The sequence below is a fragment of the Brucella sp. H1_1004 genome, assembly GCF_047308065.1.
In the GTDB taxonomy this organism is placed as follows: Bacteria; Pseudomonadota; Alphaproteobacteria; order Rhizobiales; family Rhizobiaceae; genus Brucella; species Brucella pseudogrignonensis_B.
Genome location: NZ_JAYKZA010000002.1, coordinates 2,172,855 through 2,186,794, shown reverse-complemented (window position 1 = coordinate 2,186,794; position 13,940 = coordinate 2,172,855). Strand labels below are relative to the sequence as shown.

Below are 13,940 nucleotides of genomic sequence, written 5' to 3'. Positions count from 1 at the left end.
GACAAGGTGCGCGTTGAAATAAACTCTGATTAAATCTGGCCTTTGAAAACCCGCTTCCACAGCGGGTTGAAGCCGATGCGGTAAACAAGCTCTGCTGGGCGCTCGACGTTCCAGATCGCGAGATCCGCGTCCTTGCCGACTTCAAGCGTGCCGGTCTTGTCGAGCACGCCGAGGGCACGGGCTGCTTCGCGGGTGACACCTGCAATGCATTCATCGACTGTCATGCGGAACAGGGTTGCGCCCATATTCATGGTGAGCAGAAGCGAGGTCAGTGGCGACGTACCGGGATTGTTGTCGGTGGCCAGCGCCATCTTTGTGCCAGCGGTACGGAAAAGCTCCACCGGCGGCTTCTGCGTTTCGCGGATGAAATAATAAGCGCCGGGAAGCAGAACTGCGACAGTTCCAGCCTTGGCCATAGCGGCTGCACCTTCTGCATCGGTATATTCGAGATGATCGGCGGAAAGCGCATCATAGGACGCGGCAAGGGCTGCGCCATGCAGATTGGAAAGCTGATCGGCGTGGAGTTTGACTGGCAGGTCGTGCGCCTTTGCAGCATCGAAAACGCGTGCGATTTCGTCCGGCAGGAAGGCGATGCCTTCGCAGAATCCGTCCACTGCATCGGCGAGATTTTCGCTCGCAATGGCAGGCAGCATTTCATTGACGATCTTGTCGATGAAAGCCGTTTTATCGCCATTCATTTCCGGTGGCAGGGCATGAGCGCCCAAGAAGGTGGTGCGAATAGCAACATCGCGTTCATGCCCAAGACGCCGGGCTGCTCGCAATGATTTTATCTCGCTTTGCGTATCGAGGCCATAACCCGATTTGACTTCAACCGTCGTCACGCCTTCAGCAATCAGCGCATCGAGGCGGGGCAGGGTTTCACGGACCAGATCATCTTCGCTGGCCGCGCGCAGATTTTTAACAGAGGAAACAATGCCGCCGCCCGCGCGCGCAACTTCTTCGTAAGTGGCACCATTCAGGCGCAGCTCAAATTCATGTGCACGGTTGCCTGCGTGGACCAAATGCGTGTGACAGTCGATCAGACCGGGCGTGATCAGGCGGTTTTCGCAGTCAATCTTCTCAAGCGAGGCATATTCAGCAGGAAGATCAACTTCTGCGCCGACATAAGCGATTTTGCCATCCTTGACGGCAATTGCTGCAGCTTCAATCAAGCCAAGCCCTTCCGCCTGCTCGTTGAGCGTGGCGATGCGTGCATTGGTCAAAACGAAGTTCGATTTCTGTGTCATGAGCGTTTTCTCGCTTCCCCTGTTTTTCGATAATGTATATACATATTAGCGAAGCCGCCAAGAGAAAAAATGCATCCGATTGTGATCTGTTGAAAAATGGTGCTGCAAAACGGATGGAAAGAGGAGCGAAACAGCATGTCCGCCATGGTCGAAAAAACGCAATTTATTCATGCGCAACAAGCGCTTTTGCAAAGCGGCTGGGCAGAAGATGTGCGGCTTGGTCTGGCGCATGGAAAAATTGCTTCTGTGGAAGCTGGTGTTGGTGCGCAGTCGGGTGACGAGCGTTACAAGGTGATCGTAGCTGGGATGCCGAACCTCCACAGCCACGCGTTTCAATATGGCATGGCTGGCCTTGCTGAACGGCGCGGACCATCGGCTGACAGTTTCTGGAGCTGGCGCGAGATCATGTATAAGTTCGCGCTGACCATGACGCCGGAACAGGCGGAGGCAGTCGCATTGCGGCTTTATATCGATATGCTGGAAGCCGGTTTTACACGCGTCGGCGAGTTTCATTATCTGCATCATGATCGCGACGGCACGCCTTATAGCAATATTTCTGAAATGGCGGATCGTATTGCCTCGGCAGCGCAAAGCGCTGGCATCGGTCTAACGCTGTTGCCCGTGCTTTATGCGCATTCGAGTTTTGGCGGGGCCGAACCCAATGAAGGCCAGCGTCGTTTTATCAATGATCAGCAGAGTTTTGCGCGCCTGATCGAGGGCTGCCAAAAGGCGCTTTCAGGTTTTGAGGGTGCCGTGCTTGGCGTGGCACCGCACAGTCTGCGAGCTGTCACCCCGGATGAGCTGACATTTGCAGCAAAGCTGTTGCCCGGCGCGCCAGTGCATATTCACATTGCCGAGCAGGTCAAGGAAGTCGAGGACTGCATTGCGTGGTCGGGACAGCGACCTATCGAATGGCTGCTTGACCATCAGGAATTGTCGTCGCGCTGGTGCCTTATCCACGCAACGCACATGACTGACGAGGAAACCGTGCGCATGGCGAAAGCTGGTGCGATCGCGGGTCTTTGCCCGGTCACGGAAGCCAATCTCGGCGATGGCACATTTAACGCTACCGTCTTTGAAGCCAATGGTGGCCGTTTCGGCGTTGGTTCTGATTCCAATGTGCTGATCGGCATTGGCGATGAGTTGCGGCAATATGAATATTCGCAGCGTTTGCTGCATCGAGCGCGCAATGTGCTGGCGAAAAACGAAGGCTCGACCGGACGCGCCTTGTTCGATAATGCATTGGCAGGCGGGAATATTGCTATGGGTCGTGAGGGTGATGGATTGAAGCAAGGTGCTTCAGCAGATTTTGTATCGCTTGATGTTGAGCGTCTGCCCCATGCAAAAGGGGATGCGGTTCTCGATGGCTGGATTTTTGCCGGTCGTGCGCGTGCCTCTGATGTGTGGGTGCGCGGCGTGAAACAGGTGGAGGGCGGACATCATCGCTTGCGCGATGCGGCAGAGCGTGCTTTCCAGAAAGCAATCGGCGAATTGCTGAACTAATAAATGGGGCGAGCGGGACGTGCAGGACAATCCATCCGGAAAAGAAGAGCCGACATTATCGCTGCATCAGCGTATTCTGGATGATATTGAAACGCGCATTATTTCTGGCGAGTGGCAGCCCGGTCATCGCATCCCGTTCGAGCACGAGCTGACCGAGTATTATAATTGCTCGCGCATGACCGTGAACAAGGCGCTGACGCAGCTGGCAAAAGCCGGTCTGATTGAGCGAAAGCGCCGTTCGGGAAGCTTTGTTTCCGTCCCGCAGTCGCAAGCCGCAATTCTCGAAATCCATGATATTCGCGATGAGGTTGCAGCGCTTGGGCAGCCTTATCGTTTTGAGCTGCTGAAACGAAACGAGCGGTTAAGCGGCCCTGCCGATGCACGTCATATCGACATGCCACGACACACGCCGCTCATCGAACTTGTTTGCCGTCATTATGCCGGAAAGCGGGTCTTTGCGCTGGAAGAACGCATTATCAGTCTTGATGCCGTGCCAGGCGCAGCAGAGACCGATTTTGCCGAGCAGTCACCCGGTCCATGGCTCGTTTCATGCGTGCCGTGGAGCAATGCGCAGCATTCCATCCGCGCGGTTGTCTCAACCGAGGAAAATGCTGCGACACTTGGCGTACCTGCCGGTTCGCCCTGTCTTGTTGTTGAGCGTCAGACATGGAATGCCGATCAACCAGTGACGCATGTGCGTTTCACTTATCCGGGCGATAGTCATGCGCTTGTGGCGAAGTTTACACCGTCGCAGAGCTGAATTTAGCGATGTAATGTAACGTTATTACGCTTTTGGTGGCTTCGCGCGTAGTGGCCGCTAAAATGATAATGTGCAGAATCCTTTGCGCGCGATTCCAGAGAATGCGATTCACAAAAAAAGCCGCCGCAGGGGAAAGCGGCGGCTACAGCATCGGCCCAAAAATCGATTTCGATTTTTGGAAAGCTCGATGCGTAGTTAAATTTTCAGAGCGTCCTTTGCGCGTCCTATCGGACGCGCGGCGCTCTGTTGCAGCCTGACCTGGGTGGTGATCAGGCCGCGCGTTTAAGCGCATCTCCGATCATGGAAACGATGGTGTCGATCTGTTCCTTTTCCACGATGAGCGGTGGCGAAAGCGCGATCACATCGCCGGTGACGCGGATCAGGAGACCCTTCTTGAAGCAATCGACAAAGACATCGTAAGCGCGTGCGCCGATGGCGCCTTCGCGGGACGAAAGTTCGATTGCGCCAACGAGGCCAAGGTTGCGGATGTCGATGACATTTGGTGCGTCTTTGAGCGAATGCAGCGCATTTTCCCAATGCTCGGCCAGCTCTGCGCCGCGGGTCAGAAGACCTTCTTCGGCGTAGATTTCAAGTGTTGCGAGACCAGCAGCACAGGCAACCGGATGGCCGGAATAGGTGTAGCCGTGGAAGAGCTCGATGGCATTGGCCGGGCCAGTCATCAGCGCATCATGCACTGTGCGGCTGGCGAAGACTGCCCCCATCGGGATTGCGCCGTTGGTCAGGCCCTTGGCAGTGGTGACGAGATCAGGCTTAACGCCGAAATAATCAACCGCAAATGGTGTGCCGAGGCGACCGAAGCCGGTGATGACTTCGTCATAGATCACCAGAATGCCGTGCTTGTCAGCGGTCGCGCGGATGCGTTCGAGATAGCCCTTTGGTGGCAGAATAACACCGGCAGAACCGGACATCGGTTCGACGATGACGGCAGCAATCTTTTCTGCGCCATGGAGCTGAACCAGACGTTCCAGATCATCAGCCAGCTCGATGCCATGTTCTGGCAAGCCTTTGGAGAAGGCATTGCGGCCAATATCGAGCGTATGGCGCATATGATCGGCAGGAATCTGCGGGAAGACACGACGGTTGTTGACGAGGCCGCCGACAGAAATGCCGCCGAAGCCAACGCCGTGATAACCTTTTTCGCGACCGATCACGAGCGTACGGGTGCCCTGACCAATGGCACGCTGATAGGCGATGGCGATCTTGAGTGCAGTATCGACCGATTCCGAGCCGGAATTGGTGAAGAACACGCGATCAAGCTTGGCATCCGGGCCACCGGGCGCAATGGCTGCGAGCTTTTCAGCAAAATCGAAAGCGATGTTGTGGCCCATCTGGAAGGTCGGCGCGAAGTCCATGGTCGAGATCTGGCGCTCGACTGCCTGGGTGATCTGCTTGCGGCCATGACCGGCATTGCAGCACCAGAGGCCTGCGGTTCCGTCCAGAACCTGATTGCCGTCGACATCGGTGTAATACATGCCCGAAGCGCTTGCGAGCAGGCGTGGGGCGGCCTTGAACTGGCGGTTGGCCGTGAACGGCATCCAGAAGTTATCAAGACTTGGCGCGTTGGTGTTGTTAAGCATTCAGACCTCCTATTTGATAGCCTGTTCCAAAAGCCGCCCTGAGCGGCTGCAAATGGCAATTTGCTGCGTTCCGGTGCTCATGTACCTTTAAGTACACTGCGCTCCGGTACTCGAAAATCACCATTTTCGCGCGCACATGCCGCTTTTTGAATGAGGCTCTTTGGAGTAAAAGGACATGTATCACCGAAGGCAACAAGTCCTTTTCTCATAAAATTTAAATCATTGAAATTATGTGCTTTGAAACAAAAGTTTGTGATATATCGAACATCATAAACAGTAAGGGACGTGTCGATGAGCATCGATATTGGGGGCAGGCTTCGTTATGTGCGCATGCGGCAGAATCTGTCTCAGCGCGAGCTTGCAAAACGGGCCGGTGTGACCAATTCCACCATATCGCTGATCGAAGCCAATCAGTCCAATCCATCAGTGGGTGCATTAAAGCGCATTCTGGATGGAATTCCTATCGGAATGGCCGAGTTTTTTGCGCTTGAGCCGGATGCACCGCACAAGGTCTTCTATCAGGCGGATGAGCTGGTGGAGATCGGCAAGGGGCCGATTTCCTATCGGCAAGTGGGTGATCACTTGTTCTCGCGTTCGTTGCAAATCCTCAAAGAGCGCTACGAGCCGGGGTCTGATACCGGTAAGGTTCTGCTCATGCATGAAGGCGAGGAGGGCGGCATCGTGATTTCCGGTCGCATCGAAGTGACGGTCGGCAGCGAGCGTCGTATCTTAGGTCCGGGCGATGCCTATTATTTCTCAAGCAAGCTGCCGCATCGGTTCAAATGCGTGGGGCCAGTGGCCTGTGAGGTGGTGAGCGCCTGCACACCACCGAGTTTTTGATAGTGTTACGCTTATGAGTAGCGGGCGATGCTTAAATCATCAGCCTGAATGTCTGGCTTGTTACCCGAGATAAGGTCCGCGAGCAGCTTGCCGGAACCCGGGCCCATGGTCCAGCCAAGCGTGCCGTGGCCCGCATTGATGAACACATTTTCATAGCGGGTTGCACCGATGATCGGCGTTGAATCCGGCGTCATTGGACGCAGGCCCGACCAGAAGGTTGCAGCCTTGAGATCGCCACCGGGGAATAGATCGCTCACCGACAGATCAAGCGTTGCACGACGTGCAGCGGGCAGATCTTTGGTGAAGCCTGAAACCTCGGCCATGCCGCCGACGCGGATACGGTCGCCAAGGCGGGTGATGGCAATCTTGAAGCTTTCATCCAGCACGGTCGAGACCGGCGCCAGCTCTTCATTGATGATCGGTGCGGTGATCGAATAGCCTTTGACCGGATAGATTGGGGCGTCGAGGCCAAGAGACTTAACCAGCGCTGGCGTGTAGCTGCCAAGTGCCACGACATAACGATCAGCCGTCAGAATGCCTTGCGAAGTTTCAACGCCTGAAACCTTGCCACCAGACATGAGCAGCGATTTGATATCCACACCAAAGCGGAATTTAACGCCAAGACCTTCGGCAATTTTGGCCAGTTCATTGGTGAATTTGAAGCAATCGCCGGTTTCATCATTGGGCAGGCGCAGGCCGCCGACAAATTTATCGCGGGCGCGGGCCAGAGCTGGTTCAACACGCACGCAGTCTTCCCGGTCGAGCACTTCAAACGGTACGCCATCCTGACGCAGAACTTCAATATCCTTGCCGATACCATCAAGCTGATATTGCTCACGGAACAGCTGTAACGTGCCCTGCGTGCGCTGATCATATTGGATGCCGGTTTCATTGCGCAGTGCCATAAGGCAATCGCGGCTATATTCGGCCACGCGTACCATGCGGCTCTTGTTGACCTTGTAGCGTCTCTCCGTACAGTTCGCGAGCATCTGCAACAGCCAGCTATATTGCTTTGGATCAGAGGTCAGGCGCAGAACCAGCGGCGCATGTTTCTGAAACAGCCATTTGGCGGCTTTTAATGGAATGCCGGGGGCAGCCCATGGCGATGCGTAGCCCGGCGAAACCTGTCCGGCATTGGCAAAGCTGGTTTCCAACGCAGGGCCTTCTTCACGGTCAACAACGGTAACCTCGTGACCTTGTTTGGCCAGATAATAGGCCGTGGTGACGCCAATAACGCCGCTGCCGAGAATGGTGATCTGCATGTTCGCCTCTGTTTTATGCTTTTTCTTTTGGTGTTGGGCCATCCACGTAAACACGGGCATAGCGGTGGCCTAACGAAGTCAGGATTTCATAGGGAATGGTGTCGCAATCACGTGCCACATCTTCGAGCCGCTGATGTGGGCCGACGAGTTCGACCATGCTGCCGAGTGTGAGCGTGCCTTCGGGCAGGGCCGTGACGTCAAGCGTGATGGAGTCCATCGACACGCGACCGACAATCGGCAGGCGTGTGTCGCCATAAAAGGCAGAACCCTTATTGCTCAAAGCGCGGAACCAGCCATCGGCATAGCCAACTGCAATGGTTGCAATGCGCATGGGCTTGTCGGCGATGAATGTGCCGCCGTAACCGACCGCCGCACCTTTATCGATATCGCGCACCTGAATGACGCGGGCGGAGAGTTCCAGCACAGGCTTAATCGGGTTTTCGCCAGCGGCAGGTCCGACGCCATAAAGCGCTACGCCCGGACGGGCGAGATTGAAGTGATAGGTCTTTTCGAGGAAACAACCGCCGGAGTTTGAAAATGCCACGGGCATTTTTGGCAAACGGGCAAGCGCTGCCGACATAGCTGCTAGCTGGCGCGCATTGGCGGGGTTTTCCGGTTCATCACCACTCGCCAAATGGCTGATGACAAATTTGACGTCGATAGGGTCCAGAAGGTGCTTGTCATCGACAAGCTGATCGAGTTCTTTGGCGGACAGGCCAAGGCGCGACATGCCAGTATCAATTTGCAAGAGCGCGGGCAGTTTTTCGTTCAGGCTTGCCGCAAGTGCCGACCAGTTTGCAATTTGCTCCAACGAGTTGAGAACAGGCAGGATTTTCTCGCGTGCACAGGCAGCTTCCGTGCCGGGCTGCAAACCATTGAGCACATAAAGCGTTGCATCAGGATTGAGAAAAGGGCGAAGGGCAATTGCCTCGCCAAGATGGGCGACGAAGAAATCGCGGCAACCTGCTTCATAAAAAGCCGGTGCGACGCGGTTTGCGCCCAAGCCATAGGAATCTGCTTTAACCACTGCTGCCGCACGCGTTGGCGCGATGCGTTTTGCAATGGTCGCATAATTGTGGCGCAGAGCTTGGAGGTCGATGGTCAGCACGCCACCAGCGGCGAGGTCTCGTTCTGTTTGAGAAAAATGCATCGACATAGGGCTCATTTCCAGTGCACTCAATTTGTTAGTGGGATGACTGGAATTTAATCCGCTTCCTCCCAAAAGCACATCGCCTCGGCGGTGCGGATCACAATTCCTTGCCACCAAAGCGATAGGCTCAATGATAGTCGAAGACTATTCGAATGTTTTTGCTATTTGTCGCATATTATGCGAATTTTAACACGAATTACGCATTTATTAGCTTCTAGATTGAAGATTCTGCATGCCGACACTCGATAGCATTGACCGTAATATCATCCGCTGCCTCCGTCGCGACGGGCGTATGACCAATAGCCAACTTGCAGCCGAAGTCGGGCTTTCGCAGTCCGCTTGTCTGCGGCGTGTTCAGATTCTCGAAGAAAGCGGGGTTATTCGCGGCTATACGGCAATTGTCGGCTCATCGGGTGGCGATGAGCGGTTGGTGGCGATTGTGCGCATTACGCTGGACCGGCAGACGGAAGAATATCTCAACCGGTTTGAAGAAGCCGTGCGGCGCCATCCGGAAGTGCAGGAATGCTATCTGATGACCGGCGATGCTGATTATATTTTACGCGTTGAAGCGGAGAATGCTGCTTCCTATGAAATCATTCACAAGGAAATTTTGTCGCGATTGCCGGGCGTCGCACGCATTCATTCGAGCTTTGCAATACGCACTGTGCTTTTATCAAAAGCACCCGTTACGAGGACATAAAAAAACCCGGCTCTTGCCGGGTTTTTCTAATTATTTTTCAGATATTAGTTGAACTCGTAGCGAAGACCAGCGCGGACGGTATGGATGTTGAAGCCATTGTCGCGTGCCTGTGCGCCTGTTGCGCCCGGACCTTCGGCGTTGCCGTATGGGTTGGTGCTGCGATCAGCAGCGTCATAACCATAGGCCTTGCCACCGTTGATGCGCAGATACCGATAGCCCAGGTCAAATTTCAGCTGCTGGGTGAGGTCGTAGCTGACACCAGCCATCAGGCCCATGGCAAAGCGCCAGCTATCCAGACCATTCTTGTCGGATTGGTAATCACAATCACGGGTTGTGACGCCAGAGCATATCTGACGTGTATCCCAATTGCCGTATTTCACATAGGCAGCACCAAGACCGGCACCGAGATATGGGGTGACGGCTCCAACCTTTGGCAAGTCAACATAGGCATTCGCCATTGCCGTCCAGATATTTGCCGTCGAAGCATCTTCATAATTGCAATTATCTTCAACCGGATTGAGGCCGTGGGCGCTCTTTACATAACTGGTGCACTTGGTCCGGCCGTTGATATTGGCTCGGAAAAAGTCCAGCGTGGCATCGGTGCGGAACATTTCGTTGAAACGATAACCAACGCCGAGGCCATAAGATGCGCCCCCTTTCAGCTTGAAACTATCGTATTTCAAGGTGTCGTCGATGCCGCGATAAGGTGGATCAAACTGGTTCCAGAAATTCCAGTTGCCATCGGTTTTGTTCTTAAAATTATAGCCAAGGTCACCGCGAATATACCAGCCGGATGCGACAGGGGGTGGAGCGATGATCGTTGGAGCTGGCTCATCGTAAACAATGTCAGCAGCGCGCGCTCCGTTGGCGCAAAATGCTGTACCAAGGGCGATGAACGCGATCGCTGAAACATTCTTCATCTAACCAACTCCAGACTAATTTCACCACAGCTCCCGAACTGTTGGTTGAAGTTGGTAAACGAATATACTTAAATTAAGGTTACTTCTTATTAGGTTACACTAAAATTTAACGTTTTAGTTGTGTCTTAAATACTGTTTTTATTGAAAAAACCCGACACAAGCCGGGTTTTACAATTTTAGATGGTTGTCAGGATTTTAGTTAAAATTCGCTGACTTGATGATGGATTGATCAATGTCGTTGATGTTGCGTTTACCGCAAAGCGCCATTGTCACGTCGAGTTCTCTGCGGATGATGTCGAGCGCCAGCGTTACGCCTTCTTTACCCATTGCGCCAAGACCGTAAAGGAACGGGCGGCCAATGAAGACGCCTTGCGCGCCAAGTGCGCGTGCTTTGAGAACATCCTGACCAGAGCGAACACCACCGTCCATATGTACTTCGATCTGGTCGCCAACGGCGTCGACGATTGGCTTGAGCATCGAGATGGAGGAAACCGCACCATCCAACTGACGGCCACCGTGATTGGAAACAATAATCGCATCTGCGCCGGTCTTCGCCGCCATCAATGCATCTTCCTCGTCGAGGATGCCTTTGAGAACCAGCTTGCCGCCCCATTGCTCCTTGATCCAGGCAACATCGTTCCAATTGAGTTGCGGATCGAACTGTTCGGCAGTCCATACGGAGAGCGAAGAAAGGTCGGTCACGTTTTTCGCGTGGCCCGCAATGTTGCGGAAGGTGCGGCGCTGGGTACCCATCATGCCCAGACACCAGCCGGGGCGGGTGGCCATCTGCCAGATATGCTTTGGCGTGAACTTTGGCGGGGCAGACAGGCCATTGCGCAAATCTTTGTGACGCTGGCCGAGAATTTGCAGATCAAGCGTCAGCACCAGCGCCGAACAGCCTGCTGCTTTGGCACGGCTGATGAGGTTCTTCACGAACTCCCGATCTTTCATGACATAAAGCTGGAACCAGAATGGCTTCTTGGTAACCGATGCTACGTCTTCGATAGAGCAAATGCTCATGGTTGACAGAGTGAAAGGAACGCCAGCGGCTTCGGCGGCCTGTGCAGCCAGCATTTCGCCATCCGCATGTTGCATGCCGGTCAAACCCGTTGGGGCGAGGGCGACAGGCATCGAAACTTTTTCGCCGATCATCGTCGTTTCAAGAGAGCGATTGGTCATATCGACCAGTACGCGCTGGCGAAGCTTGATCTTCGAGAAATCGCTTTCATTGACGCGATAGGTCGATTCCGTCCATGCGCCAGAGTCTGCATAGTCAAAGAACATCTTTGGGACACGGCGCTTTGCCAATCGTTTCAGGTCGGCGATTTCAACGATTTTGGGCATTCTCCACCCCTTGTGGTCAGTTTTGTTTACCAGTCGAATGACCGATTGCGTTGCTGAAATCAAGGAAAACAATCATCACAGTTTCCATTGCTCTCGGTTATTTGATGCCACAATTCTTCGGACCATACTATCTGGTGTCTTTTGTGACTGAGATGTTGATGCCATATGGTATAAAGTAAAGATAACTTTAAGACAGTTAGCGGCCACTTTTGACGCATATTGAAGGTCAAGAGGCGTAAAAACATAGATAATCGGGCACGAAGCGCTGTGCAGTCGAGGATAGCAAAATGAGCAAAACTCACGACACTGGATTTATCGGCAAGAAGTCGAGTGCTGCTGGTGGGTGGGGTGCGTTAAAAAGCTGCGGCAAGCAATTGCTGGCCAGCGGTGCGCCTTTAACGGGTGCGCGGGCATTGCTTAAAGCCAATCAGCCCGACGGATTCGATTGTCCCGGCTGTGCGTGGGGCGACCCGGAGCATGGCTCGTCGTTTGAGTTTTGCGAAAATGGTGTGAAGGCTGTCGCGTGGGAAGCCACCGAGCGACGCACGACGCCCAAGTTTTTCACCGAGCATACGGTCTCCGAACTGCGCTCGTGGACGGATTATGCGCTGGAGAACGCCGGGCGTTTGACGCATCCGATGCGCTATAATGCGGCGAGCGATAAATATGAAGCGGTCGAATGGGACGAGGCTTTTGCGACTATTGGCAGTATTTTAAACAGCTTTGATACGCCGGATCGCGTTGAGTTTTATACATCGGGCCGTGCCTCCAATGAGGCCGCCTTTCTCTATCAGCTTTTTGTGCGCGCTTATGGCACCAATAATTTTCCTGACTGCTCGAACATGTGTCACGAGGCGAGCGGCGTTGCGCTGACACAGGCGGTCGGTGTTGGCAAAGGCACTGTTCTGCTTGAGGATTTCGAGCATGCCGATGCGATTTTTGTCGTTGGCCAGAATCCCGGCACCAATCATCCGCGTATGTTGGGTGATCTCAGGCGTGCAGCCGAACGCGGTGCGAAGATTGTCGTCTTCAACCCAGTGCGCGAGCGCGGACTGGAACGTTTTTCCGATCCGCAAGACAAGCTCGAAATGATGCGTGGCGGCAGCGAAGCGATTGCCAGCGATTATTATCAGCCGCGTCTTGGCGGTGATATGGCCGCCTTCCGCGGCATGGCCAAGGCGGTGTTTGCGGCTGATGATGCAGCACTGGCGAAGGGTGAACTGTCGGTTCTTGATCGGGAGTTTTTGGCGCAGCATACGGCCGAGTTTGAAGCCTATCGCAAGGCTGTTGATGCGACAACGTGGGAAGAAATCGAAGATCAGTCGGGTTTGTTGCGACAGTCACTCGAACATGCGGCACGCATTTATATGCAGGCTGGCAAGGTGATCTGCACATGGGCGATGGGTATCACGCAACATAGACATTCCGTCATCACCATTCGCGAGATCACCAATTTCATGCTGCTGCGCGGCAATATTGGCAAAACGGGTGCTGGTCTGTGTCCGGTGCGTGGCCATTCCAATGTGCAGGGCGATCGCACTGTTGGCATCAATGAAAAGCCATCAGCAGCGTTTTTAGATGCGCTGGAAAAAGAGTTTGGGTTCGAGGTGCCGCGTGCGCCCGGGCATAATGTGCTTGCTGCAATTGGTGCCATGCTTGATGGAACGGCGAAGGCCTTTATTGGGCTTGGCGGCAATTTCGCCCGCGCCACGCCGGATAGTCCGATCATTTCCAAAGCGCTGTCTTCGCAACGACTGACAGTGCATATCGCAACTAAGCTCAATCATTCGCATCTGGTGCCGGGGCAGGACTCGTTCATCCTCCCATGTCTTGGACGCACAGAGATTGATCTCAATTCCAAAGGCGTTGCGCAGATTGTAACGGTCGAGGATTCCATGAGCATGGTGCATGGCTCGGGTGGTATCAACAAACCAGCATCGTCCTTGTTGCGTTCGGAAATCGGTATTATCGCTGGAATGGCCAATGCGACGCTTGGAGCAAAGCCTGTCAACTGGCTGGCACTGGCTGATGACTATGATCTGATCCGCAATCATATTGCGAAGGTGCTGCCTGATTTTTACGATTTTAATGAGCGGGTTCGGGTGCCGCGCGGCTTCCATTTGCGCAATTCTGCGCGAGAATTGGAATGGCGAACGCCAAAAGGCAAGGCGACGTTCTGGAGTGGAGCATTGCCGGAAGCGGTTGAACATCAGCAGGCGCGTGGCAAGCCGGGGCGTTACGTCCTGCAAACCTTCCGCAGCCATGATCAGTACAATACAACGATTTATGGCATGGATGATCGCTATCGCGGCGTGTATGGTGAGCGTCAGGTCGTTTTCATGAACCCTGCCGATATGTCGGATATTGGTGTTGAAGCGGGTGACCGTGCCGATATTGTCGGCGAATTCAATGATGGTGTTGAGCGCGTTGCCCGTGATTTCCGTTTTGTGCCTTACGATATTCCACGTGGTTGTATTGCTGGCTATTATCCCGAGATGAATGTGCTCGTGCCGCTTGGCAGCGCTGGTGAAGGCAGCGATACGCCGACATCAAAATCGGTTATCGTTTCATTCCGGCCGGTGCAGGCTGTGAGTGCGTGACCGACGCCACTGACTA

The 13,940-nt window shown here is 54.2% G+C and carries 11 protein-coding genes and 1 pseudogene; 6 read left to right on the top strand and 6 right to left on the bottom strand.

The window, feature by feature from the left end; translation table 11 throughout:
- Nucleotides 1-29 precede the first annotated feature (29 nt).
- Nucleotides 30-1,247: an imidazolonepropionase gene (gene hutI / locus U2P60_RS17970; RefSeq protein ID WP_413573577.1), complete on the bottom strand. Its 1,218-nt coding sequence runs from the start codon at nucleotides 1,245-1,247 to the stop codon at nucleotides 30-32.
- Between the two features lie 135 nt (nucleotides 1,248-1,382).
- Here hutI and U2P60_RS17965 point away from each other — a divergent pair, with 135 nt between their 5' ends.
- Both U2P60_RS17965 and hutC read left to right on the top strand, forming a co-directional pair.
- Nucleotides 1,383-2,750 carry a formimidoylglutamate deiminase gene (locus U2P60_RS17965; RefSeq protein WP_413573576.1) on the top strand — a complete coding sequence of 456 codons (1,368 nt, stop codon included), beginning with the start codon at nucleotides 1,383-1,385 and terminating at the stop codon, nucleotides 2,748-2,750.
- 19 nt (nucleotides 2,751-2,769) lie between these two features.
- Nucleotides 2,770-3,510: a histidine utilization repressor gene (hutC, locus tag U2P60_RS17960; RefSeq protein ID WP_413573575.1), complete on the top strand. Its 741-nt coding sequence runs from the start codon at nucleotides 2,770-2,772 to the stop codon at nucleotides 3,508-3,510.
- Between the two features lie 269 nt (nucleotides 3,511-3,779).
- On the opposite strand, the gene U2P60_RS17955 is transcribed toward hutC, so the two are convergent.
- Nucleotides 3,780-5,108 (bottom strand): aspartate aminotransferase family protein, encoded by a 1,329-nt coding sequence (locus U2P60_RS17955; RefSeq protein WP_413573573.1) that lies wholly within the window; start codon nucleotides 5,106-5,108, stop codon nucleotides 3,780-3,782.
- Nucleotides 5,109-5,160: 52 nt separating this feature from the next.
- Here U2P60_RS17955 and U2P60_RS17950 point away from each other — a divergent pair.
- A pseudogene (locus U2P60_RS17950) lies at nucleotides 5,161-5,293 on the top strand (flagellar basal body P-ring protein FlgI); the annotation flags it as partial.
- 106 nt (nucleotides 5,294-5,399) lie between these two features.
- Entirely contained in the window at nucleotides 5,400-5,948 is a 549-nt protein-coding gene (locus U2P60_RS17945; protein ID WP_140903681.1) for a cupin domain-containing protein, read from the top strand.
- A gap of 11 nt (nucleotides 5,949-5,959) precedes the next feature.
- On the opposite strand, the gene U2P60_RS17940 is transcribed toward U2P60_RS17945, so the two are convergent.
- Both U2P60_RS17940 and alr read right to left on the bottom strand, forming a co-directional pair.
- Nucleotides 5,960-7,210 (bottom strand): D-amino acid dehydrogenase, encoded by a 1,251-nt coding sequence (locus tag U2P60_RS17940; RefSeq protein ID WP_413573572.1) that lies wholly within the window; start codon nucleotides 7,208-7,210, stop codon nucleotides 5,960-5,962.
- A 13-nt stretch (nucleotides 7,211-7,223) separates the two neighbouring features.
- Nucleotides 7,224-8,375 carry an alanine racemase gene (gene alr / locus U2P60_RS17935; protein WP_413573571.1) on the bottom strand — a complete coding sequence of 384 codons (1,152 nt, stop codon included), beginning with the start codon at nucleotides 8,373-8,375 and terminating at the stop codon, nucleotides 7,224-7,226.
- A gap of 217 nt (nucleotides 8,376-8,592) precedes the next feature.
- Here alr and U2P60_RS17930 point away from each other — a divergent pair, with 217 nt between their 5' ends.
- Nucleotides 8,593-9,060, top strand: a complete 468-nt coding sequence (locus tag U2P60_RS17930) for an Lrp/AsnC family transcriptional regulator (protein WP_413573569.1) — start codon at nucleotides 8,593-8,595, stop codon at nucleotides 9,058-9,060.
- Between the two features lie 44 nt (nucleotides 9,061-9,104).
- Here the strand turns inward: U2P60_RS17930 and U2P60_RS17925 are convergent, their stop codons facing one another.
- Complete coding sequence (locus U2P60_RS17925; protein WP_313826947.1) at nucleotides 9,105-9,980, bottom strand: porin family protein; 876 nt, start codon at nucleotides 9,978-9,980, stop codon at nucleotides 9,105-9,107.
- A 195-nt stretch (nucleotides 9,981-10,175) separates the two neighbouring features.
- The gene (locus tag U2P60_RS17920; RefSeq protein WP_413573567.1) at nucleotides 10,176-11,324 is read right to left on the bottom strand and encodes an L-lactate dehydrogenase; all 1,149 of its coding nucleotides are present in this window, start codon (nucleotides 11,322-11,324) and stop codon (nucleotides 10,176-10,178) included.
- Between the two features lie 287 nt (nucleotides 11,325-11,611).
- Here U2P60_RS17920 and U2P60_RS17915 point away from each other — a divergent pair, with 287 nt between their 5' ends.
- Nucleotides 11,612-13,924, top strand: a complete 2,313-nt coding sequence (locus U2P60_RS17915) for an FdhF/YdeP family oxidoreductase (protein WP_413573566.1) — start codon at nucleotides 11,612-11,614, stop codon at nucleotides 13,922-13,924.
- The last annotated feature ends 16 nt before the right edge of the window (nucleotides 13,925-13,940 follow it).

What these genes read in the sequence shown, in the direction of transcription:
- hutI (WP_413573577.1), bottom strand. Translation starts at nt 1,247, where the DNA reads ATGACACAGAAATCGAACTTCGTTTTGACCAATGCACGCATCGCCACG.
- U2P60_RS17965 (WP_413573576.1), top strand. Translation starts at nt 1,383, where the DNA reads ATGTCCGCCATGGTCGAAAAAACGCAATTTATTCATGCGCAACAAGCG.
- U2P60_RS17955 (WP_413573573.1), bottom strand. Translation starts at nt 5,108, where the DNA reads ATGCTTAACAACACCAACGCGCCAAGTCTTGATAACTTCTGGATGCCG.
- U2P60_RS17945 (WP_140903681.1), top strand. Translation starts at nt 5,400, where the DNA reads ATGAGCATCGATATTGGGGGCAGGCTTCGTTATGTGCGCATGCGGCAG.
- U2P60_RS17940 (WP_413573572.1), bottom strand. Translation starts at nt 7,210, where the DNA reads ATGCAGATCACCATTCTCGGCAGCGGCGTTATTGGCGTCACCACGGCC.
- alr (WP_413573571.1), bottom strand. Translation starts at nt 8,375, where the DNA reads ATGAGCCCTATGTCGATGCATTTTTCTCAAACAGAACGAGACCTCGCC.
- U2P60_RS17930 (WP_413573569.1), top strand. Translation starts at nt 8,593, where the DNA reads ATGCCGACACTCGATAGCATTGACCGTAATATCATCCGCTGCCTCCGT.
- U2P60_RS17925 (WP_313826947.1), bottom strand. Translation starts at nt 9,980, where the DNA reads ATGAAGAATGTTTCAGCGATCGCGTTCATCGCCCTTGGTACAGCATTT.
- U2P60_RS17920 (WP_413573567.1), bottom strand. Translation starts at nt 11,324, where the DNA reads ATGCCCAAAATCGTTGAAATCGCCGACCTGAAACGATTGGCAAAGCGC.
- U2P60_RS17915 (WP_413573566.1), top strand. Translation starts at nt 11,612, where the DNA reads ATGAGCAAAACTCACGACACTGGATTTATCGGCAAGAAGTCGAGTGCT.